The sequence below is a fragment of the Pantoea sp. AS-PWVM4 genome (assembly GCF_000468095.1).
Classification (GTDB): domain Bacteria; phylum Pseudomonadota; class Gammaproteobacteria; order Enterobacterales; family Enterobacteriaceae; genus Pantoea; species Pantoea phytobeneficialis.
Genome location: NZ_ASZC01000010.1, coordinates 1 through 20,303, shown reverse-complemented (window position 1 = coordinate 20,303; position 20,303 = coordinate 1). Strand labels below are relative to the sequence as shown.

20 protein-coding genes and 4 tRNA genes are annotated in these 20,303 nt (G+C 54.4%); 13 read left to right on the top strand and 11 right to left on the bottom strand.

Translation table 11 applies throughout. The features are described from left to right. The first annotated feature begins 26 nt into the window (after positions 1-26). From L579_RS10775 to L579_RS10735, 9 genes are all read left to right on the top strand, one after another. A complete protein-coding gene (locus L579_RS10775) occupies positions 27-641 on the top strand; it encodes an RpoE-regulated lipoprotein (protein ID WP_021184273.1) in 615 nt (204 codons plus the stop codon). 100 nt (positions 642-741) lie between these two features. After that, the gene (locus L579_RS10770) at positions 742-1,638 is read left to right on the top strand and encodes a Dyp-type peroxidase (RefSeq protein ID WP_021184272.1); all 897 of its coding nucleotides are present in this window, start codon (positions 742-744) and stop codon (positions 1,636-1,638) included. Between the two features lie 193 nt (positions 1,639-1,831). Next, complete coding sequence (locus L579_RS10765; RefSeq protein WP_036626405.1) at positions 1,832-2,848, top strand: sulfate ABC transporter substrate-binding protein; 1,017 nt, start codon at positions 1,832-1,834, stop codon at positions 2,846-2,848. After that, the gene (gene cysT / locus L579_RS10760; protein ID WP_021184270.1) at positions 2,848-3,681 is read left to right on the top strand and encodes a sulfate/thiosulfate ABC transporter permease CysT; all 834 of its coding nucleotides are present in this window, start codon (positions 2,848-2,850) and stop codon (positions 3,679-3,681) included. Before L579_RS10765 ends, cysT begins: the two co-directional genes overlap by 1 nt. Further along, entirely contained in the window at positions 3,681-4,553 is an 873-nt protein-coding gene (gene cysW, locus L579_RS10755) for a sulfate/thiosulfate ABC transporter permease CysW (protein WP_021184269.1), read from the top strand. Before cysT ends, cysW begins: the two co-directional genes overlap by 1 nt. Continuing rightward, a complete protein-coding gene (cysA, locus tag L579_RS10750; RefSeq protein ID WP_021184268.1) occupies positions 4,543-5,631 on the top strand; it encodes a sulfate/thiosulfate ABC transporter ATP-binding protein CysA in 1,089 nt (362 codons plus the stop codon). The genes cysW and cysA overlap by 11 nt, the downstream gene beginning before the upstream one ends. A gap of 75 nt (positions 5,632-5,706) precedes the next feature. Then, positions 5,707-6,588 (top strand): cysteine synthase CysM, encoded by an 882-nt coding sequence (gene cysM / locus L579_RS10745; RefSeq protein WP_021184267.1) that lies wholly within the window; start codon positions 5,707-5,709, stop codon positions 6,586-6,588. A gap of 178 nt (positions 6,589-6,766) precedes the next feature. Then, complete coding sequence (locus L579_RS10740) at positions 6,767-7,447, top strand: response regulator transcription factor (protein ID WP_021184266.1); 681 nt, start codon at positions 6,767-6,769, stop codon at positions 7,445-7,447. Then, positions 7,444-8,817: an ATP-binding protein gene (locus L579_RS10735; RefSeq protein WP_021184265.1), complete on the top strand. Its 1,374-nt coding sequence runs from the start codon at positions 7,444-7,446 to the stop codon at positions 8,815-8,817. Before L579_RS10740 ends, L579_RS10735 begins: the two co-directional genes overlap by 4 nt. Before the next feature lie 59 nt (positions 8,818-8,876). Here the strand turns inward: L579_RS10735 and crr are convergent, their stop codons facing one another. From crr to cysZ, 5 genes are all read right to left on the bottom strand, one after another. Next, positions 8,877-9,380, bottom strand: a complete 504-nt coding sequence (gene crr, locus L579_RS10730) for a PTS glucose transporter subunit IIA (RefSeq protein WP_013509993.1) — start codon at positions 9,378-9,380, stop codon at positions 8,877-8,879. A 42-nt stretch (positions 9,381-9,422) separates the two neighbouring features. Further along, positions 9,423-11,150: a phosphoenolpyruvate-protein phosphotransferase PtsI gene (gene ptsI / locus L579_RS10725; RefSeq protein ID WP_021184264.1), complete on the bottom strand. Its 1,728-nt coding sequence runs from the start codon at positions 11,148-11,150 to the stop codon at positions 9,423-9,425. A gap of 157 nt (positions 11,151-11,307) precedes the next feature. After that, positions 11,308-11,565, bottom strand: coding sequence for a phosphocarrier protein Hpr (gene ptsH / locus L579_RS10720; protein WP_007889063.1), 258 nt, complete (start codon positions 11,563-11,565; stop codon positions 11,308-11,310). A gap of 390 nt (positions 11,566-11,955) precedes the next feature. Then, positions 11,956-12,927 (bottom strand): cysteine synthase A, encoded by a 972-nt coding sequence (gene cysK, locus L579_RS10715; RefSeq protein ID WP_021184263.1) that lies wholly within the window; start codon positions 12,925-12,927, stop codon positions 11,956-11,958. 140 nt (positions 12,928-13,067) lie between these two features. Beyond that, complete coding sequence (gene cysZ, locus L579_RS10710) at positions 13,068-13,826, bottom strand: sulfate transporter CysZ (RefSeq protein WP_021184262.1); 759 nt, start codon at positions 13,824-13,826, stop codon at positions 13,068-13,070. A gap of 217 nt (positions 13,827-14,043) precedes the next feature. Here cysZ and zipA point away from each other — a divergent pair, with 217 nt between their 5' ends. The 3 genes from zipA to L579_RS10695 all read left to right on the top strand — a co-directional run bounded on the left by zipA (position 14,044) and on the right by L579_RS10695 (position 17,325). After that, complete coding sequence (gene zipA / locus L579_RS10705; protein WP_021184261.1) at positions 14,044-15,012, top strand: cell division protein ZipA; 969 nt, start codon at positions 14,044-14,046, stop codon at positions 15,010-15,012. Positions 15,013-15,086: 74 nt separating this feature from the next. Continuing rightward, entirely contained in the window at positions 15,087-17,108 is a 2,022-nt protein-coding gene (gene ligA / locus L579_RS10700) for an NAD-dependent DNA ligase LigA (RefSeq protein ID WP_021184260.1), read from the top strand. Between the two features lies 1 nt (position 17,109). Then, on the top strand, positions 17,110-17,325 hold the full coding sequence (locus L579_RS10695) for a DUF3820 family protein (protein WP_021184259.1): 216 nt from the start codon (positions 17,110-17,112) through the stop codon (positions 17,323-17,325). 66 nt (positions 17,326-17,391) lie between these two features. Here the strand turns inward: L579_RS10695 and L579_RS10690 are convergent, their stop codons facing one another. Further along, positions 17,392-18,396 carry a bile acid:sodium symporter family protein gene (locus tag L579_RS10690; protein WP_021184258.1) on the bottom strand — a complete coding sequence of 335 codons (1,005 nt, stop codon included), beginning with the start codon at positions 18,394-18,396 and terminating at the stop codon, positions 17,392-17,394. A gap of 99 nt (positions 18,397-18,495) precedes the next feature. Between L579_RS10690 and L579_RS10685 the strand changes: the two genes are divergently transcribed. After that, on the top strand, positions 18,496-19,416 hold the full coding sequence (locus L579_RS10685; RefSeq protein WP_021184257.1) for a LysR family transcriptional regulator: 921 nt from the start codon (positions 18,496-18,498) through the stop codon (positions 19,414-19,416). Here L579_RS10685 and L579_RS10680 read toward each other — a convergent pair. From L579_RS10680 to L579_RS10660, 5 genes are all read right to left on the bottom strand, one after another. Further along, entirely contained in the window at positions 19,413-19,760 is a 348-nt protein-coding gene (locus L579_RS10680) for a FlxA-like family protein (protein WP_021184256.1), read from the bottom strand. The genes L579_RS10685 and L579_RS10680 overlap by 4 nt on opposite strands. A 139-nt stretch (positions 19,761-19,899) precedes the next feature. After that, positions 19,900-19,975: transfer RNA gene (locus tag L579_RS10675), tRNA-Lys, on the bottom strand. A gap of 4 nt (positions 19,976-19,979) precedes the next feature. Further along, a tRNA-Val gene (locus L579_RS10670) sits at positions 19,980-20,055 on the bottom strand. A 41-nt stretch (positions 20,056-20,096) separates the two neighbouring features. After that, a tRNA-Val gene (locus L579_RS10665) sits at positions 20,097-20,172 on the bottom strand. A 38-nt stretch (positions 20,173-20,210) separates the two neighbouring features. Further along, positions 20,211-20,286, bottom strand: a tRNA-Val gene (locus L579_RS10660). Positions 20,287-20,303 lie beyond the last annotated feature (17 nt).

Genomic DNA, 20,303 nt, shown 5'->3' with positions numbered 1-20,303 from the left:
CCGGCAAAGAAGATCAAGGAGTTTTCATGAATGTTGTTCGTCCCGCGCTGCTGGCGACGGCTCTGGTGCTGGCAGGATGTGCCAGTTCGGGTTCCTCTTCCCAGGCTGATGAAAGCCACTGGTACAACCCGCTCAGTTATCATTGGTCAGCGCTGAATCCGCTGAACTGGTTTGGTGGTTCGCTTACCGTGACGGAGCAGGGGGTAGCAGGCCTTTCCAGCAGCACCGCGATGACGCAAACTGCCATCGATAAAGCCCTGGATGGGGATTACAAATTGCGCCAGGGCATGCGCACCCAGAACGGCCAGGTGGTGGAGTTCTGGCAGGCGTTGGATGATGGCAAGGTCAAAATGGTGATTCACGGCCAAAGCAGCGTGGAGCGTATCGAAGTCGTGGATAGCAACGCAAAAAGTGCCGATGGCAGCAAAATCGGTGACCTGTTCAGCGCGAAATTCAGCAAAGCTTTCGATAACTGCAAAATGGTGCCGGGCCTGGATAGCCGTGATGTTGAGTGCCGGGCACCCAACAGCCAGCACATCGCTTACATCTACAGCGGTGAATGGCACGGGCCTGAAGGTCTGATGCCGTCAGACGATACTCTGAAAAACTGGAAAATCAGTCAGATCGTCTGGCAACGGTAACCCTGAAAAAAGTGCGGTGATACGGGCTATCACCGCCGCTTTCCGGTATGATACGGGCGAAAAAAACGTCGTTTAACCCCCATCGCCGGAGAGCATGTCGATGTCTCAATTTCAGAGCGGGATCCTGCTGGAACACCGCCGTTTCGCCATTTGGCTGGAAGCTCGTGTCACGGGCGATCTCGATGCGCTGCGTCTGGGCAGCAAAACCTTTCTGCAACACCTCGAATCACTGCAACAACAATTCACCGATGCGGGTCTGGGCGCGGTTATCGCCTTTGGCGACACGCTGTGGCGCGATTTGCACGGGACGGATAGCGCGCCGGAGCTGAAAGCCTTTCGCGAACTGGGTAAGGGCATTGCGCCCGCAACCCAGCATGATTTGCTGATCCATATTCAGTCGCTACGCCATGACGTTAACTTCTCCCTGGCCCAGGCGGCCCTGGTGGCTTTTGCTGACGCCGTTAGCGTTGAAGAAGAGACGCACGGCTTCCGCTGGGTGGAGGAGCGCGATCTCTCAGGCTTCATCGATGGCACCGAGAACCCCCAGGGCGAACAGCGTCAGCAGGTGGCGATTATCGCCGATGGCCCGGATGCTGGGGGCAGTTACGTCTTCACTCAGCGTTGGGAACATAACCTGAAGCTGTGGAACCGCATGGCGGTTGAGAAGCAGGAAGCGGTGTTTGGGCGTACCAAAGTGGAAAATGAAGAGATACCGGGTGAGGCGCGCCCGGCGACGTCGCATCTCAGCCGTGTCGATCTCAAAGAAGAGGGAAAAGGGCTGAAGATTTTGCGTCAGAGCCTGCCTTACGGCACCGCCAGCGGCACCCACGGCCTGTTTTTTATCGCCTACTGCAATCGTCTGTATAACATCGAACAGCAGCTGCTGAGTATGTTTGGCGAGCGCGACGGCAAAATGGACGCCATGCTGCGTTTCACCAAACCAGTGACCGGCAGCTACTATTTTGCACCGTCCCTCGACGCATTGCAGGCGCTGTAACTCTGCTACGGACGGCCACGCTGCCGTCCGTGCCCAATCCCGCCAGCCGCATATTCTTCCCCGCCGTCTTATGCCTTTTTAGACTTTGAAATCAGCAAACGATATATAAAACCGTTACTGGTTTCCCCTGAGTTATAAATACACTGACAACATCTAATGGCATCAGCCGTAACTCCATATCTCTGGGTGCAGCATGACACTTCCCGTTTTGAAAAAGTTGGTTGGCGGTATCGCGCTTTCGCTGGCAATGGCGGGTGCTGTGCAGGCGACAGAACTGCTCAACAGCTCTTATGACGTCTCGCGCGAGTTGTTTGTTGCGCTGAATGCGCCGTTTGAGCAGCAGTGGGATGCCAGCCATCCGGGTGACAAGCTGACCATTAAACAATCTCATGCCGGTTCTTCAAAACAGGCGCTGGCGATCCTGCAAGGATTGCGTGCAGATGTGGTGACTTACAATCAGGTGACGGACGTGCAGGTGCTGCATGATAAAGGCAATCTGATCCCCGCGGACTGGAAAACTCGTCTGCCGAATAACAGCTCACCGTTCTATTCCACCATGGCGTTTCTGGTGCGCAAGGGCAATCCAAAGAACATTCACGACTGGGCTGACCTGGCGCGCGATGATGTGAAGCTGGTGTTCCCCAATCCCAAAACCTCCGGTAATGGCCGTTATACCTATCTGGCAGCGTGGGGCGCGGCGGATCAGGCTGATGGTAAAGATCAGGCCAAAACCGCAGCCTTTATGACTAAATTCCTGAAGAACGTCGAAGTGTTTGATACCGGCGGTCGCGGTGCGACCACCACCTTCGCCGAGCGTGGTCTGGGAGATGTGTTGATTAGCTTTGAATCTGAAGTGAACAACATCCGTAACCAGTACGCCAAAGACGGTTATGAAGTGATTGTGCCCAAAACCAACATCCTCGCCGAGTTCCCGGTGGCCTGGGTGGACAAAAATGTTGAGCACAATGGCACCGCCGATGCAGCGAAAGCCTACCTGAATTTTCTCTATAGCCCGGAAGCACAGAAAATTATCACCAGCTTCTACTATCGCGTAAACAACCCGCAGCTGATGGCGGAGCAGAAAAATCGCTTCCCGCAGACGGCGTTATTCAACGTAGACGAGGCGTTCGGCGGCTGGGATAACGTGATGAAAACCCATTTCGCGTCTGGCGCTGAGCTGGACAAACTGCTGGCAGCGGGGCGCGGTTGATGTTTGCCTCAACGCAAAAACGGGTGCTGCCCGGATTCGGTCTCAGCCTGGGCACCAGCCTGCTGTTTACCTGCCTGATCCTGCTGCTGCCGATCAGCGCGCTGCTGATGCAGTTGTCAAAGATGACGCTGGCGCAGTATTGGGAAGTGATCACCAGTCCGCAACTGGTGGCGGCTTACAAGGTGACGCTGTTGTCTGCCGGTGTTGCCTCCATCTTCAATGCGGTGTTTGGCATGTTGATGGCGTGGATCCTGACCCGTTATCGCTTCCCTGGCCGCACGTTGCTTGATGGCCTGATGGATTTACCGTTTGCGCTGCCTACCGCTGTCGCCGGTCTGACGCTGGCCGGGTTGTTTTCGGTCAACGGCTGGTATGGGCAATGGCTGGCGCAGTTTGACATCAAAGTTTCTTACACCTGGCTTGGTATCGCAGTGGCGATGGCCTTCACCAGCATTCCGTTTGTGGTGCGTACCGTGCAGCCGGTGCTGGAAGAGTTAGGCCCGGAATATGAAGAAGCGGCAGAAACGCTCGGGGCCACACCGTGGCAGAGCTTCCGTCGCGTGGTGCTGCCGGAAGTCGCACCGGCGTTGCTGGCCGGGACCGCGTTGTCTTTTACCCGCAGCCTCGGCGAGTTTGGCGCGGTGATCTTTATCGCCGGTAACATCGCGTGGAAGACCGAAGTCACCTCGCTGATGATTTTCGTGCGTTTGCAGGAGTTTGATTACCCGGCCGCCAGTGCGATTGCCTCGGTGATCCTTGCCGCATCGCTGCTGCTGCTGTTCGCCATTAATACCCTGCAAAGCCGCTTTGGCCGTCGTTTAGGAGGCCACTGATGGCAGAGATTTCGCAAATCAATCGTGTTGACCGTTCACCGATTAACTGGGGCAAATGGCTGCTGATTGGCATTGGCGCGCTGGTTTCGCTGCTGTTGTTGGTGGTGCCGATGATCTCCATCTTTTGGGAGGCATTGGGCCAGGGGCTGGGCGGCGTCATCAGCAATCTGAAAGATGGCGACATGCTGCATGCCATCTGGCTGACGGTGATGGTGGCGTTGATTACCGTGCCGGTAAACCTGGTGTTCGGTACGCTGCTGGCGTGGCTGGTGACGCGTTTTAACTTTCCTGGTCGCCAGCTGTTGCTCACGTTGTTTGATATCCCGTTTGCCGTGTCACCGGTGGTGGCAGGCTTGATGTATCTGTTGTTCTGGGGCATTAACGGTCCGGCTGGTGGCTGGCTGGATGCGCACAATATCCAGATTATGTTTGCCTGGCCCGGTATGGTGCTGGCGACCGTTTTCGTCACCTGTCCGTTTGTGGTGCGTGAGCTGGTGCCGGTGATGCTGAGCCAGGGCAGCAATGAAGACGAGGCGGCGGTGTTGCTTGGCGCATCCGGCTGGCAGATGTTTCGCCGCGTAACGTTGCCCAACATCCGCTGGGCGCTGCTGTACGGCGTGGTACTGACCAACGCGCGTACCATCGGCGAATTTGGTGCGGTCTCGGTGGTGTCGGGATCGATTCGCGGCGAAACCTATACGTTGCCGCTTCAGGTTGAATTACTGCATCAGGATTACAACACCGTCGGCGCGTTTACCGCCGCCGCGCTGCTGACCCTGATGGCGATAGTGACACTGTTTCTGAAAAGCGTGCTGCAGTGGCGTTTAGAGCATCAGCAGAAACGCCAACAGGAGGAAAATCATGAGCATTGAGATTAAACAAATTAACAAAGCGTTTGGCCGTACCCCGGTGCTGAACGATATCTCTCTGGATATTCCTTCCGGCCAGATGGTGGCGCTGCTGGGGCCATCCGGTTCCGGTAAAACCACGCTGCTGCGGATTATCGCCGGACTGGAGCATCAGAACAGCGGGCAGATCTATTTTCATGGCAAAGACGTCAGCCGCATTCATGCTCGCGATCGTCAGGTCGGTTTTGTCTTCCAGCATTATGCGCTGTTCCGCCATATGACGGTGTTCGACAACATCGCCTTTGGTCTGACGGTGTTGCCGCGTCGTGAGCGTCCTTCCAGCGCCGAAATCAAACAACGGGTGACCCGCTTGTTGGAGATGGTGCAACTGGCACACCTTGCTAACCGTTTCCCGGCACAACTGTCGGGCGGCCAGAAACAGCGTGTTGCGCTGGCGCGTGCGCTGGCAGTGGAACCGCAGATTTTGCTGCTGGATGAACCCTTCGGCGCGCTGGATGCACAGGTGCGTAAAGAACTGCGCCGCTGGCTGCGTCAGTTGCATGAAGAGTTAAAATTCACCAGTGTATTCGTCACCCATGACCAGGAAGAGGCGATGGAAGTCGCTGACCGGGTGGTGGTGATGAGTCAGGGTAACATTGAACAGGTGGGGACACCGGATGACGTGTGGCGCGATCCTGCCACCCGCTTCGTGCTGGAGTTCCTCGGTGAAGTAAATCGCTTCGACGGTGAAGTGCACGGCTCGCAGTTCCATGTCGCCGCGCATCGCTGGCCGCTGGGCTACACGCCTGCCCACCAGGGCAAGGTCGAGTTGTTCCTGCGTCCGTGGGAGATTGATGTCTCGCGCCAGAGCAGCCTGGAAACCCCGTTGCCGGTGCAGGTGCTGGAAGTCAGCCCGCGTGGTCACTTCTGGCAGTTGGTGGTGCAGCCCAGTGGCTGGCAAAGCGAACCCTTCACCCTGGTGTTTGATGGCGAGCAAACCGCACCGATTCGCGGTGAACGCCTGTTTGTTGGCCTGCAACAGGCACGACTTTACCAGGGAACAACGCCGCTGCGCGCGGTTGCCTTTGCCGAGAGCGCCTGATATTTTTGACACTCCTTCGGGCGGGATTTTCCCGCCCGATTTCTTTGCCCCTCTTTCTACGCCGGGAATCTGACCGTGACCACACTGGAAAATACCATCGGCAACACGCCGTTGATTAAGTTGCAGCGCCTGACGCCTGACAACGGCAGCGAAATCTGGTTAAAACTGGAAGGTAACAATCCGGCGGGATCGGTAAAAGATCGCGCGGCCTGGTCGATGATTCACCAGGCGGAATTGCGTGGCGAGATTAAACCGGGCGATACGTTGATTGAAGCCACCAGTGGCAACACCGGCATCGCGCTGGCGATGATTGCGGCGATGAAAGGCTATCGTCTGCGTTTGCTGATGCCAGATAACATGAGCCAGGAACGCCAGGATGCGATGCTTGCCTACGGGGCTGAACTGGTGCTGGTAACGCGTGAGCAGGGCATGGAAGGGGCACGCGATTTGGCGCAGGAGATGGCGGCGCGTGGAGAGGGGAGGGTACTGGATCAGTTCAACAACCCGGATAACCCACTCGGCCACTACCTGACCACCGGCCCGGAAATCTGGCAGCAGAGTCAGCAACGTATGACGCATTTTGTCTCCAGCATGGGCACCACCGGTACCATTACCGGCGTGGGACGTTACCTGCGTGAGTTTGCTCCTGCGGTGAAAATCATTGGCTTACAACCGCAGGAAGGTAGCAGCATTCCCGGTATCCGCCGCTGGCCGAGTGCCTATCTGCCGGGGATTTTCCGTCCGGAATTGGTGGATGAGGTGATGGATATGTCTCAGCAGGAAGCCGAAGAAACCATGCGTGCGCTGGCGCGACGCGAAGGCATCTTCTGCGGTGTCAGCTCCGGTGGGGCGGTGGCAGGCGCATTACGTGTTGCCGCAGCGCAACCAGGCAGTGTGGTGGTGGCGATTATTTGCGATCGCGGCGACCGTTATCTCTCCACCGGTGTTTTCCACTAAACTATCCTCTTGTAAAAATGCGTAACGGCGCGATTTATCGCGCTGTTTTCCTGTGTTTTAAATTCGCGCGATAAATCGCGTCGCTACGGAGTATCGTCACTGTAAGGATCGAGTAAAACCGGCTGCGCTCAGGACGAACTCAGGACAAAATAGCGGCAATTTTGTACGAGAGATAAAGATGAAAATTCTGCTTGTTGATGACGATTTAGAGCTTGGTACTATGCTGAGCCAATACCTGATTGCTGAAGGCTTTGATGCACAACTGGTTTTAACCGGAAGTGCCGGGGTTGAAGGTGCGCTTTCAGGCAATTACACCGCCATGATCCTCGATATCATGCTGCCGGATATGAGTGGAATTGATGTGCTGCGTCAGGTACGCCAGAACAGCCGTCTGCCAGTGATCATGCTGACCGCCAAAGGTGACAACATCGATCGCGTCATCGGTCTTGAAATGGGCGCTGACGATTATGTCCCAAAACCTTGCTATCCCCGTGAACTGGTCGCGCGCCTGCGTGCTGTGCTGCGTCGTTTTGAAGATCAGGCCCCGCTGCCGGACAAAAAAGAGATACTGCGTTGGGGGGATTTAAGCCTCAATCCTGCCACCCGTATCACCGAATGGCAGGGTAAGGCGTTTGATCTCACCGCTTCGGAATTTAACTTGCTCGACCTGCTGATGCGCGCCCCCGATCGTGTGGTATCGAAAGATGAACTGTCGGAAAAAGGGCTGGGGCGTCCGCGTGAAGCCTACGATCGCAGCGTCGATGTGCATATCAGCAATATTCGCCAGAAACTGGCAGCGTTAACTGCTGACAACGTCAATATCGAAACTGTGCGCAGTATTGGTTATCGCATTCGATGAAGCACAGCTACCGTGGCCGCATGTTCTGGAAGATCCTGCTGGGCTTCTGGATTGTATTTGTGATTATCAGTCAGCTGCTGTGGCTCGGTTTTTCGCTTTCCGGTAACCGCCATGAACCGCCAGAAATCGTGGCGATCCGTCGTATTGTGAATTTACAGATGGCTTCCGCCGTCTCAGTGCTTGAGCGCGGTGGGCCGAGTGCACTCGACGACATGATGGCTGACTGGGAACCGAACGATCGCCAGTTTTTCTCGGTGATCCAGCACAGCAAACCCGTCGCTACGGTGAATGCGCCACCGGAAGTATTGCCGCCATCAGGCTTTAACGAGCCGTTCCACGGTCCCTTCCCGGATGTGATTGTACGTTGGGTAAAAGGGGCTGATGCTAAAGAGTATGAACTGCGTTACGACGTCAAAGCACTGCGGGAAGATAGTTCAATGGGTGTGGGTGGTCCTCGCCGCATCCTGAATATCCCGGAACCGATGTTCACCTTTGCGGGGGCGCTCGGTTTGCTGTTTAGCCTGTTGTTGGCCTGGAACCTGACGCGTCCGATGCGTCAGCTCCGTGAGGGCTTTGCCCGCGTCAGTAGTGGTGACTTGAGCGTGCGGCTCTATCCGGTAATGCGCAAACGCCATGACGAGCTTTCCAGCGTCGCGCAGGATTTTGATGCGATGGTGGAACGGCTGGATACGCTGGTCAAAGCGCGTGAGGAGCTGCTGCATGATATCTCCCATGAGCTGCGTTCGCCGTTAGCCCGTCTTCAGCTGGCCACCGGTCTGGCGCGCCAGACGCCGGAAAGTGTCGAATCCTCGCTTAATCGTATCGACGAAGAAGCGCGTCGCCTGGACAAGATGATTGGTGAACTGTTGACGCTCTCGCGTGCTGAGCACGAGAGTATGCCGGGTGAACAGTACTTCGACCTGACCGGTTTGCTGCATGCGATAGTGACGGACGTCCGTTACGAGGCGCAGATTCCGGGGGTGAAGGTTGATTTTCAGGTCGATGAAAATGCGGATTACACCGTACATGGCAATGCTGAGTTGATACGTCGTGGTGTGGAGAATGTGCTGCGCAACGCGCTGCGTTTCTCTCACAAGGGGCAACATATTCAGGTGCGCTTGCAGGCGGAAAACCAGTGGCTGGCGATTCGTGTGCGCGATCAGGGACCGGGAGTCGATGACGAAAAGCTTTCCAGCATTTTTGACCCCTTTGTGCGCGTCAATTCGCCGCTGATGGGCAAAGGCTATGGGCTGGGACTGTCGATTGTGCGGAAGGTAGTGCTGGCACATCATGGCGAAGTCCAGGCGGTAAATCGTCCGGAAGGTGGCCTGGAGCTGACGATCAGGCTACCACGCTGGAAGCAGGACTAGATTATCGTGGAAACAAAAACGGCACCCATTGGGTGCCGTTTTACTATCCAGACTGCGAATTACTTCTTGATACGAATCACCGGGGTCTCGCCCACAGTGACCGGACCAGAGAGTTTGATCAGGTCTTTGATCTCGTCCATGTTCGAAATCACAACCGGCGTCAGCGTGGATTTTGCTTTCTCTTCCAGCAGCGGCAGATCAAACTCGATCACCACGTCGCCTTTTTTCACTTTCTGGCCTTCTTCAGCGATACGTTTGAAGCCTTCACCTTTCAGTTCAACCGTGTCGATACCGAAGTGGACAAACAGCTCGATGCCGTTGTCAGACTCGATTGAAAATGCGTGGTTGGTTTCGAAAATTTTACCGATGGTGCCGTCAACCGGGGCAACCATTTTGTTGCCGGTCGGTTTGATCGCAATACCGTCACCGACAATTTTCTCCGCGAATACCACATCTGGTACGTCTTCAATATTCACGATTTCGCCTGACAGAGGCGCTACAATTTCAATAGTCCCTGATGCGCTCTCTGTTTTATCGCCAAAAAGTTTAGAAAACAAACCCATGATCTTCTCCTAAGCAGTAATTTGGGGCCAGCGTCTCGCGTATCAGCAGAGTGTTTTTTCTTTGATGAACTTGTTAACCAGCGTCATCAAATCTTCCGCTGTGGGTTGAGCCAGAGCCTGCTCCGCCAATGCCTTCGCATCTTCAAAATTGGTATTACGGATAATTTTCTTGATGCTTGGGATTGAAATGGCACTCATGCTGAATTCGTCCAGCCCCATTCCCAGTAACAGTAGTGTAGCACGTTCATCACCAGCCAGCTCACCACACATGCCGGTCCATTTCCCTTCGGCATGTGATGCATCGATCACTTGCTTGATGAGGCCCAGAACGGAAGGCGACATTGGGTTATAGAGGTGAGAAATCAAATCATTACCACGATCGACCGCCAGAGTATACTGCGTCAGGTCGTTTGTCCCAATACTGAAGAAGTCGACTTCTTTTGCCAGATGACGAGCAATAACCGCTGAAGCCGGTGTTTCCACCATAATGCCCACTTCAATGGTCTCATCAAAGGGTTTGCCTTCTTCACGCAGTTGCGCTTTCAGGGTTTCCAGTTCAGCTTTCAGGAAGCGAACTTCTTCCACAGAAATGATCATCGGGAACATGATACGCAGTTTGCCGAACTTCGAGGCACGCAGAATGGCACGCAGCTGAGCATGCAGAATCTCTTTGCGGTCCATTGCGATACGAATCGCACGCCAGCCGAGGAACGGGTTCTCTTCTTTCGGCAGGTTCATGTACGGCAGGTCTTTGTCACCGCCGATGTCCATAGTACGCACGATAACCGCTTGTGAGCCCATGGCTTCCGCAACGGCTTTGTAGGCCTGGAACTGTTCTTCTTCGGTCGGCAGTGAATCGCGGTCCATAAACAGGAACTCAGTACGATACAGGCCCACGCCTTCCGCACCGTTACGCTCGGCACCGGCGACGTCACGTACCGTACCGATGTTGGCGCAGACTTCAACCTGATGGCCATCCAGCGTGATTGCCGGCAGATCTTTCAGTTTCGCCAGTTCATGTTTTTCTGACAGATATTGCGTCTGGATGGCTTTCAGCTCTTCCAGTACGTCAGGGGTCGGGTTGACATAAACTTTGTTGTTTACGCCATCCAGAATCAGGAAATCACCGTTGTTAACAGTCGCGGTCACGTTACCGGTACCGACAATCGCTGGCAGTTCAAGTGAACGCGCCATGATGGAGGTATGCGAGGTACGGCCACCGAGATCGGTGATAAAGCCCAGCACCTTTTTCAGGTTCAGCTGTGCAGTTTCTGACGGCGTCAAATCTTTTGCCACCAGAATGGATTCGTCTTCGATAGCGCTGAGATCGACGATATGCAGGCCGAGGATGTTTTGCAGCAGGCGTTTACCGATGTCACGCACGTCAGCGGCGCGTTCTTTCAGGTATTCATCGTCCAGCTCTTCCAGGGCTTTCGCCTGGCCATCAATAACCGAATGGGCAGCAGCGTCAGCAGTCGCGTGATCTTTTTTGATCAGGTCGATGATTTCCTGCTCCAGCTCTTCGTCTTCCAGCAGCATGATGTGACCTTCAAAGATCGCCGCTTTCTCTTCACCGAAGGTTTCACCGGCTTTAACTTTGATGGCTTCGAGCTGGGTAGCAGCCTTGCTGCGTCCGTCGAGGAAGCGCTGTACTTCCTGCTCAACCTGATCGTCAGAAATTTTTTTACGGTTGATGACGATCTCATCTTCCTTCAGCAGCAGTGCTTTGCCGAAGGCGATACCCGGTGATGCTAAAATGCCTGAAATCATAACCCTACCTTTTAATCACGATGGCTCGTTGACCCAATGCATTGCCATTGTCGCGGACGTGTAATCTACGGAAGCAATAACGCGGACAAGTTGTCCGCGATCAAGATGTTTGCACTCAATGGGGCAAAGGAGTCGGTTTAGTCACAAACTGAGTGGATTACTCCAGCTCAGCCATCAGTTTTACCAGGTGTTCAACCGCTTGCTGCTCATCTTCACCTTCGGCAGACAGCGTAACAACCGTACCCTGAGTCAGACCCAGTGTCTGCAGTTTGAACAGGCTTTTCGCGCTGGCGGATTTGCCATTCGAGGTCACAGTGATTTCTGACTGGAAAGCCTTGGCTTCTTTAACGAACTGAGCTGCAGGACGAGTGTGGAGGCCGTTAGGTGCGGTAATGGTAACTTCTTGCTGGAACATTCTATTTCCCCAACTTTATCAGGTTTGGTGTTATGGATCTAAAGTCTAGCCTGGAGCCGTAACTTTAGCCTGTGTAGGTGCACTGGATGGCATCACGCTAACCAAAAAAATGCGCATGCGATGTGAGCGTCATATCCAGCGGAAGGATCAAAAGCAGAGATGATCGCTCCATCTGCTCATTATGCCGTGATTCGCCGTATCGCCAAATCAGTAAATCGATTCAGCTTGATCCACTTCAAAGCCCGATTAATTTCAGGCATCGAAATAATTGGTTGCTTAAATACCAGACCCACGTCACTGAAAGCAATCTGCCAGGTGGTAAAAGTGAGATCTGAGCCACAAAAAAGCACCCATTTGGGTGCTTTTTTCGTCATTTCAGACTTTGACCGGTCACTGTTGCAGCTCTTTTTCAGTGAACAGATCGGCAAACAGCGCGGTACTGAGATAACGCTCGCCAGAGGAGGGCAGAATCACCACGATGTTCTTATTGGCGAAGGCTTCATCTTCCTGCAACTTAAGTGCAGCGGCGACCGCAGCACCTGAAGAGATACCGGCGAGAATGCCTTCCTCTTCCATCAGAAGACGTGCGGTGCTGATCGCTTCGTCATTGGTGATGGCGACCACACGGTCAATCAGCTTCAGGTCAAGGTTGCCCGGGATAAAACCAGCACCGATACCCTGGATTTTGTGCGGGCCAGGTTTAATCTCTTCGCCTGCGAGTGCCTGGGCGATAACCGGCGAGTCGGTTGGCTCTACCGCGACGGTGATCAGGTCTTTCTTGCCTTTGGTGTTTTTGATGTAGCGACTGACGCCAGTCAGCGTACCGCCAGTACCGACACCGGCAATGAATACGTCAACATCGCCGTCGGTGTCTTCCCAGATTTCCGGGCCAGTGGTTTTTTCGTGAATTTCTGGGTTTGCCGGATTGCTGAACTGCTGCAACAACACATATTTGTCCGGGTCACTGGCCACAATTTCTTCAGCTTTGGCGATGGCACCTTTCATGCCTTTCGCGCCTTCGGTCAGCACCAGGTTGGCACCCAGTGCTTTAAGGAGTTTACGACGTTCGATCGACATGGTTTCCGGCATGGTCAGCGTTAGCTTGTAACCGCGAGCAGCCGCAACGTAAGCCAGGGCAATACCGGTATTGCCGCTGGTCGGCTCAACCAGTTCTACGCCTTTTTTCAGGATACCGCGTTTTTCTGCGTCCCAAATCATATTGGCACCGATACGGCATTTGACGCTGAAGCTCGGGTTACGGGACTCGACCTTCGCCAGAATGCGGCCGTTACCGATGCGGTTCAGTCGAACCAGCGGCGTATGACCAATTGTCAGCGAGTTGTCTTCATAGATCTTACTCATAGCTCGTCCTTAACTGTATGAAATATTGGGAACCCTCAGAGCATACCTTTTCTGCCCGTGTGCGGAAGGAAAGAAATCGTATATCTATATAGCCCTTGACCATAAGCCCCATGCAAAAAAGCATAAGCCTTTTTGATGGTTTAATGACGGCCATTGTGCTGGCGATAGCGATCGACCCACATGGCGGTGGCACCACACACGGCAACGGGCATGATGGCCAGATTGAGGATAGGGATCATGGTAAACAGGCTGACCAGCGCCCCAAATTGCATATTGGCGCTTTTATGGCGACGTAACGCATGGCGCATCTGTTGAAAACTCACTTTATGGTTATCAAACGGATAATCGCAATATTGGATTGAGAGCATCCAGGCGCTGAACAAAAACCATAAAACCGGGGCCACCGTTTGCCCGAAACCCGGAATAAAGTACAGCAGCAATAACCCAAGCGCGCGGGGCAAATAGTAGCCCAGCTTCTGCATTTCACGCTTCATGATGCGGGGAATGTCTTTGAACATGGCTACCCAGCCACTATCGGGCAAGGGTTTACCGGTCAGACGTCCTTCCAGTTGTTCTGCCAGCAGTCCGCAAAAGGGGGCCGCAATCAGGTTCGCGATGGTGGAAAAGAAGTAACTGAACACCAGCACAATCGAAATCACCGACAACGGCCAGAGCAGGTAACTCAACCATTGCAGCCAATCGGGGATGTGTGCCATTAGCTGGGGAATCCACTGGCCGAGGCGGTGGAAGAGCCAAATAAAGGCCCCCCCCAACAGCAGGATATTGACCAGCAGCGGGATGATAACATAGCGACGAATGCCGGGCAGACGCACCAGCTTCCATCCCTCGGCGAAGTAATGAATACCATTCAAAGATGAGACCGATTTCTCAACGGGCATAACAAGCCTTTCTCCAATGTGTACGGGCGCGAACATCATAACCTGGCTTTTTATCGGCAACAGGGTCGCTTTGCACGAAAAAACAGCAAAAAAGCGTGGGGGAGCTATCTTATTTGTCAGAAAATACTGCACAGACTTGCACTTGTGTAGCAGGGCAAATACAGTTAGGGGATAAAGTTTGCCGTGGTGGCAAGGTATTGGAACAACAGAGAATACAATGATGCAGGATTTGCGTCTGATATTAATCGTTGTTGGCGCGATCGCCATAATAGCGCTGCTACTTCACGGACTGTGGACCAGCCGTAAAGAGCGCTCCTCCGTGTTTCGCGATCGCCCGCACAAACGTCTGAAACAACGCGAAGAAGCGGATGATGATCTGCTGGGCGACGATGATGAAGGCGTCGGCGAAGTACGGGTTCGTCGCGATACGCATGATGAACCTGAGCTGGGCGGCTATTCAGAAAAGCCGGTCAGTGCGCCGCGTGCGCCTGAACCTGTTCGTCAGCCTGCACCGCGTCAGGAACCTTCAGTTGCACGCGATCCGCTGTTTGATGCGGAGCCGGAAGTGCGCCAGCAACCCGTACCGCCTGTTCCTCCAGTGGTAAAACCTGTTGTGCAACCGCAACCACAGCCGCAACTGATTCAGGCAGATCCGTTGCTGGATAACGACCCGCTGGTTAGCGCCGCACCGGTCGTGGCCCAACAGCCTGAGCCGGAAGAAGAGACGCCCGTTGCCCACGAAGAACAACCGCAGCCAGCCGCTGCGGGCAGCAAAAAAGAAGCCGTGCTGGTACTGCACGTTGCGGCTCATGCTGGCGGCGTGCTGAATGGTGAAGCGCTGTTGCAGGGGATTTTGCAGGCAGGCTTCCAGTTTGGCGAAATGAATATTTTCCATCGCCATCTGAGTCCGGCCGGCAGCGGTCCGGTGCTGTTCAGCCTGGCGAATATGGTAAAACCCGGTTCGTTCAATCCGGATGAAATGGGTGATTTCAGCACGCCAGGCGTATCCATCTTTATGATGGTGCCGTCGTACGGCGATGCGAACCAGAACTTTAAACTGATGCTGCAATCCGCACAGCGTATCGCTGATGATGTCGGCGGCGTCGTGTTGGATGATGAGCGTCGAATGATGACGCCACAAAAGCTGGAAACTTATAAAGCACGTATTCGCGAGGTTATCGGCTGATAACCCGTGCAAGTATTGAGTGTATACACATAACCCCCGCCCGTCGGGGGTTTTTTATCTTGCAGGGCTTAGTTATGAAAACACCATTTGAAAGACGAATTTATGATTTAAGGGTGTTGATTCAACATCATGACAAGCTTTATTACGTAGATGATGATCCGGTAATCCCGGATAGTGAATATGACAAGCTGAGAGAAGAACTTCGAGAGCTTGAAGAAGCTCATCCTGAATTTATTACTTCTGATTCGCCCACTCAACGTGTTGGTGGCTCGCCATTACCTTCGTTTGATCAAGTGCGTCATGAAGTCCCTATGTTGTCGCTGGATAACACCTTCGATGAAGCCGGTTTCCTCGCCTTTAACAAACGTGTTCAGGATCGTCTGAAAAGCAGTGATGACCTGACGTACTGCTGCGAACTCAAGCTGGATGGCCTAGCGGTGAGCCTGCTGTATGAAGATGGCCTGCTGGCGCGCGCTGCCACGCGCGGCGACGGCACCACCGGAGAAAATATCACCGCCAACGTACGCACCATTCACGCGATTCCGCTCCGCCTTCTCGGCGACAATATCCCGGCGCGCGTTGAAGTACGTGGCGAAGTGTTTATGACGGAAAGTGGCTTCGAAAAATTGAATGAAGAAGCGCGCCGTACCGGGGGGAAAGTTTTCGCCAACCCACGTAACGCCGCTGCGGGTTCGCTGCGTCAGCTCGATCCGCGCATCACCGCGAAGCGCCCACTCACGTTCTTCTGCTACGGCCTTGGCCTGCTGGAGGGCGGTGAGATGCCTGCCAGCCACCTCGGCCGTCTGCAACAATTTAAGGCCTGGGGTTTACCGGTCAGCAACCGTATCCGTCTGGCCAATAATGCCGATGAAGTGTTGGCGTTTTATCGCGAGGTTGAAGAGGCGCGCCCAACGCTGGGGTTCGATATCGATGGTGTGGTGATCAAGGTTGATTCGCTGGCATTACAGGAACAACTGGGCTTTGTCGCCCGCGCACCGCGTTGGGCTGTTGCGTTTAAATTCCCGGCGCAGGAGCAGATGACCGTGGTGCGTGACGTGGAGTTCCAGGTGGGCCGTACCGGTGCCATCACGCCAGTTGCCCGTCTGGAGCCGGTGCAGGTGGCCGGCGTAGTGGTCAGCAACGCCACGTTGCATAACGCCGATGAAATTGCCCGTCTGGGGCTGCGCATTGGTGACAAAGTCGTGATTCGTCGTGCCGGGGATGTGATCCCGCAGGTGGTGAATGTTGTGGAATCGGAACGCCCGGAAGACACGCGTGAGATTGTGTTCCCCAGCCACTGCCCGGTGTGCGGCTCTGATGTGGAGCGTGTGGAAGGCGAAGCGGTGACGCGTTGTACCGGTGGCCTGATTTGCGGTGCGCAACGTAAAGAGGCGCTCAAGCATTTTGTGTCGCGCCGCGCGCTGGATGTCGAGGGGATGGGTGACAAAATCATCGATCAACTGGTGGAAAAGGAGTACGTCAAAACGCCTGCCGACCTGTTTCGCCTGACCGCCGGTAAGCTCACCGGGCTGGACCGTATGGGGCCGAAATCGGCGCAGAATGTGGTCGATGCGCTGGAGAAAGCCAAACTCACCACGCTACCGCGTTTCCTCTATGCCCTTGGCATTCGTGAAGTCGGGGAGGCCACCGCGGCTAACCTTGCCAATCATTTTGGTGAGCTGGAAAAAGTGATGGATGCCGACCTCGATGCGCTGATAGCGGTGCAGGATGTCGGCAAAGTGGTTGCCAGCCATGTACGCAACTTTATGGATGAAGAGAGCAACCGTGAGGTGATTCGCGAACTGACCGTGGAAATGGGTGTGCACTGGCCGCAGGTTGAGGTGGTAAATGCAGCAGAGATCGATAGCCTGTTTGCCGGTAAAACCGTGGTATTAACCGGTTCGCTGTCGCAGATGAACCGTGATGATGCCAAAGCGCGTCTGACGGCCCTGGGTGCCAAAGTCAGTGGCAGCGTATCAAAGAAAACCGATTTGCTGATTGCCGGTGAAGCCGCCGGTTCCAAACTGGCGAAAGCACAGGAGCTGGGCATTGCGGTGATCGACGAAGCAGAGATGATTCGCCTGCTCGGAGCCTGATATGGAAAAGCAGCAGCTGATTGAGATTGCCAACACGCCAATGCCGTTTGGTAAATACAAAGGCAGGGTGTTGATTGATTTGCCGGAGGAGTATCTGCTGTGGTTTGCCCGCAGCGGTGAGTTTCCCGCCGGTAAACTGGGTGAGCTGATGCAGCTCACCCTGGCGATTAAGATTGAAGGGTTACAGGGTTTGGTGAAGCCGCTGAAACGTACATGATGTAACGCGACACGGTTTATCGCGCCGTTTTTTTACAACCCGCGCGATAAATCGCGCGGCTACGAATCAGGATTTCTGCACTTCAACCTGTTGCTGCTGCGCCAGCCGTTTCGCATTGCTGGTTTTATAACGTTGGGCAATGAAAGAACACACCATCAACTGCACCTGATGGAAGATCATCAGCGGCAGCACGATAATCCCCACGCTGCTGGCCGGGAACAGGATATTGGCCATCGGCACGCCGTTGGCCAGGCTCTTTTTCGAACCACAGAACAACACGGTAATTTCATCGGGACGCTTGAAGCCAAACAGGCGTGATGCGCCAAGGTTGATCAACAACACCACAGCCAGCAGCAGCAGGCTACCGGCCAGAATCCACAGCAGCGTATCCACGCCCACGCGGTGCCAGATGCCGTTGACTACCGCTTCACTAAAGGCGGAATAAACCACCAACAGAATGGAGGTCTGGTCGGTTTTACCAATCAGGCTGCGATGCTTCTCCACCCAGCCGCCAATCCAGCGACGTGAAATATGACCGAGCACAAAAGGCACCAGCAACTGCAACATGATTTTGCCAATCTGCTCCAGCCCGTTGCTCGGACCATCGCTGTGCACATTCATCACCAGATTCACCAGCAACGGCGAAACAAATACGCCGAGCAAGCTGGATGCTGAAGCGCTACATACCGCCGCCGCCACGTTGCCTCCGGCCATAGAGGTAAAGGCGATTGCCGACTGCACGGTTGCAGGCAGAATGCAAAGGTAAAGAAAACCGGTATAGATTTCAGCGCCTACATCAACCGGATGCCACCACACCAGCAGCAGGCCAAGGATCGGGAACAGCACGAAGGTGCTGCACATAATCCATAAATGCAGTCGCCAGTGGCTGCTACCGGCGATGATTTTTTCGCGTGACAGCTTGGCACCGTGCATAAAGAACAGCAGGGCGATGGCAGCGGTGGTTAGCCATTCAAAGAAGTCGACAAACCCGCCTTTGGCCGGTAAGAAGCTGGCCAGCAGCACGGTGATGATGAGTTTGACCATCATCGGGTCGAGGCGTAAAAATCCCATTGTTACAATCCGGTTAATTAAAATTTGATGTTGCTGATTGTGCGCCAATCGGGTTTAGAAATAAAATTGATTTATTGCATTAATCTATGAGTGATATCGATGAATTACACGCTGCGCCAGTTGCGCACTTTCGTCGCTGTGGCAAAACACGGCAGCTTCAGCCTGGCCGGGCAGGTCATTGGTCTGAGCCAGTCGGCGGTCAGCCACAGCATTAAAGAACTGGAAGCGGAAATGGGGGTGCGTTTGCTGGATCGCACCACGCGCGAGGTGCTGCTGACTGGGGCGGGACAGCAGCTGGCCACGCGCCTGGAGCATCTGCTGGAAGAACTTAACACCACGGTGCTGGATGTCCGTAGCTACGGTGAACAGCGTAGCGGTACGGTGCGGGTGGCGGCCAGCCAGACGCCTTCTGCGCATCTGATGCCGCAATGTCTTGCCAGCAGCCAACAACGCTATCCCGATATTCGTGTGATCTTGCATGACCGCGCGCAGCAGTGGGTACTGCAAAGCGTGCGTAACGCGGAGGTAGACTTCGGCATCATCATCGGGCCATTGCGTGATAGCGATTTTGACTACCAGACCATTATGGATGAACCCTTTTTATTGCTGTGTCGGGAAGATGATGTCCTGGCACAGGCGCTTCAGCCACAGTGGTCAATGCTGGATGGGCGTACTATGGTGCTTCAGGACTACGCTTCGGGTAGCCGTTTGCTCATTGACGCCGCGCTACACCAGCAGGGGATCTCGCTCAACGTGGTGCAGGAGATAGGGCATCCGGCAACGCTATATCCGATGGTTGAAGCAGGGATTGGCATCAGCATTCTTCCGGCGCTGGCGTTGCCCTTACCGTCCGGGCGCAAACTGACGGTGCGACGTCTTTACCCGGAAATAAACCGTAGCCTGATGCTGATTAAACGCCGAAACCGATCGTTGACGCCCGCAGCAGAGGCGATCTGGCAGGAAGTGCGTCAGCAGGCAGCGCTGCTGACGCAACAACGTTCTCTTAAACCGGCGTTTTAAACGTAAACGTTGATCTTATTGGTATCCGTCGGGCGGTTGATACCATCAGCTTTTGCCGTGGTGCTGGAGGTTTCCTGTTTTTGCTGCTGCTCCTGCTGTTGTTGCGCTTTTTCAGCCGCTTGCTGCTCGATTTGCGCAATCTGCGCTTCAATCATCTGAATCTGCGACTCCAGTAACTGCTCCTGTTCAGATTTTTGTTCATCTGTGAGGGTGTCATCACTGGACAGATCTTTGAGTTCTTTGGTCAGGCTCTGAATTTGTTTATTCAGGCTGGCGATTTGCGACGTGTTGCCGCTACTGCTGGCACTGGTGGTACTACTGGACACACTGGAAATGGTACTCATGGTTTTCTCCTTGCAATAGTTCACAGTCGTTATCGGCAAGGGGATAAAATCACATGAGGGTTCAAAGCGTTAAGGTTGTGAAAGGAATCTGTAAAACGCGCATAGCAAAAAGGCGCCTTTAGGGCGCCTTTCTACATAATGGTGGGTCGTGCAGGATTCGAACCTGCGACCAATTGATTAAAAGTCAACTGCTCTACCGACTGAGCTAACGACCCGAAGTGGTGGGTGATGACGGGCTCGAACCGCCGACCCCCTCCTTGTAAGGGAGATGCTCTACCAACTGAGCTAATCACCCACTTCGGTACTACTTAACAAGATTGTCATCAGACTAAGATATGGTGGGTGATGACGGGCTCGAACCGCCGACCCCCTCCTTGTAAGGGAGATGCTCTACCAACTGAGCTAATCACCCATATCTTATCTCTTGTTCACTGCGGGCCACCTTAAGAGTGGTGGGTGATGACGGGCTCGAACCGCCGACCCCCTCCTTGTAAGGGAGATGCTCTACCAACTGAGCTAATCACCCCCGCTGTGTGGAGTCGC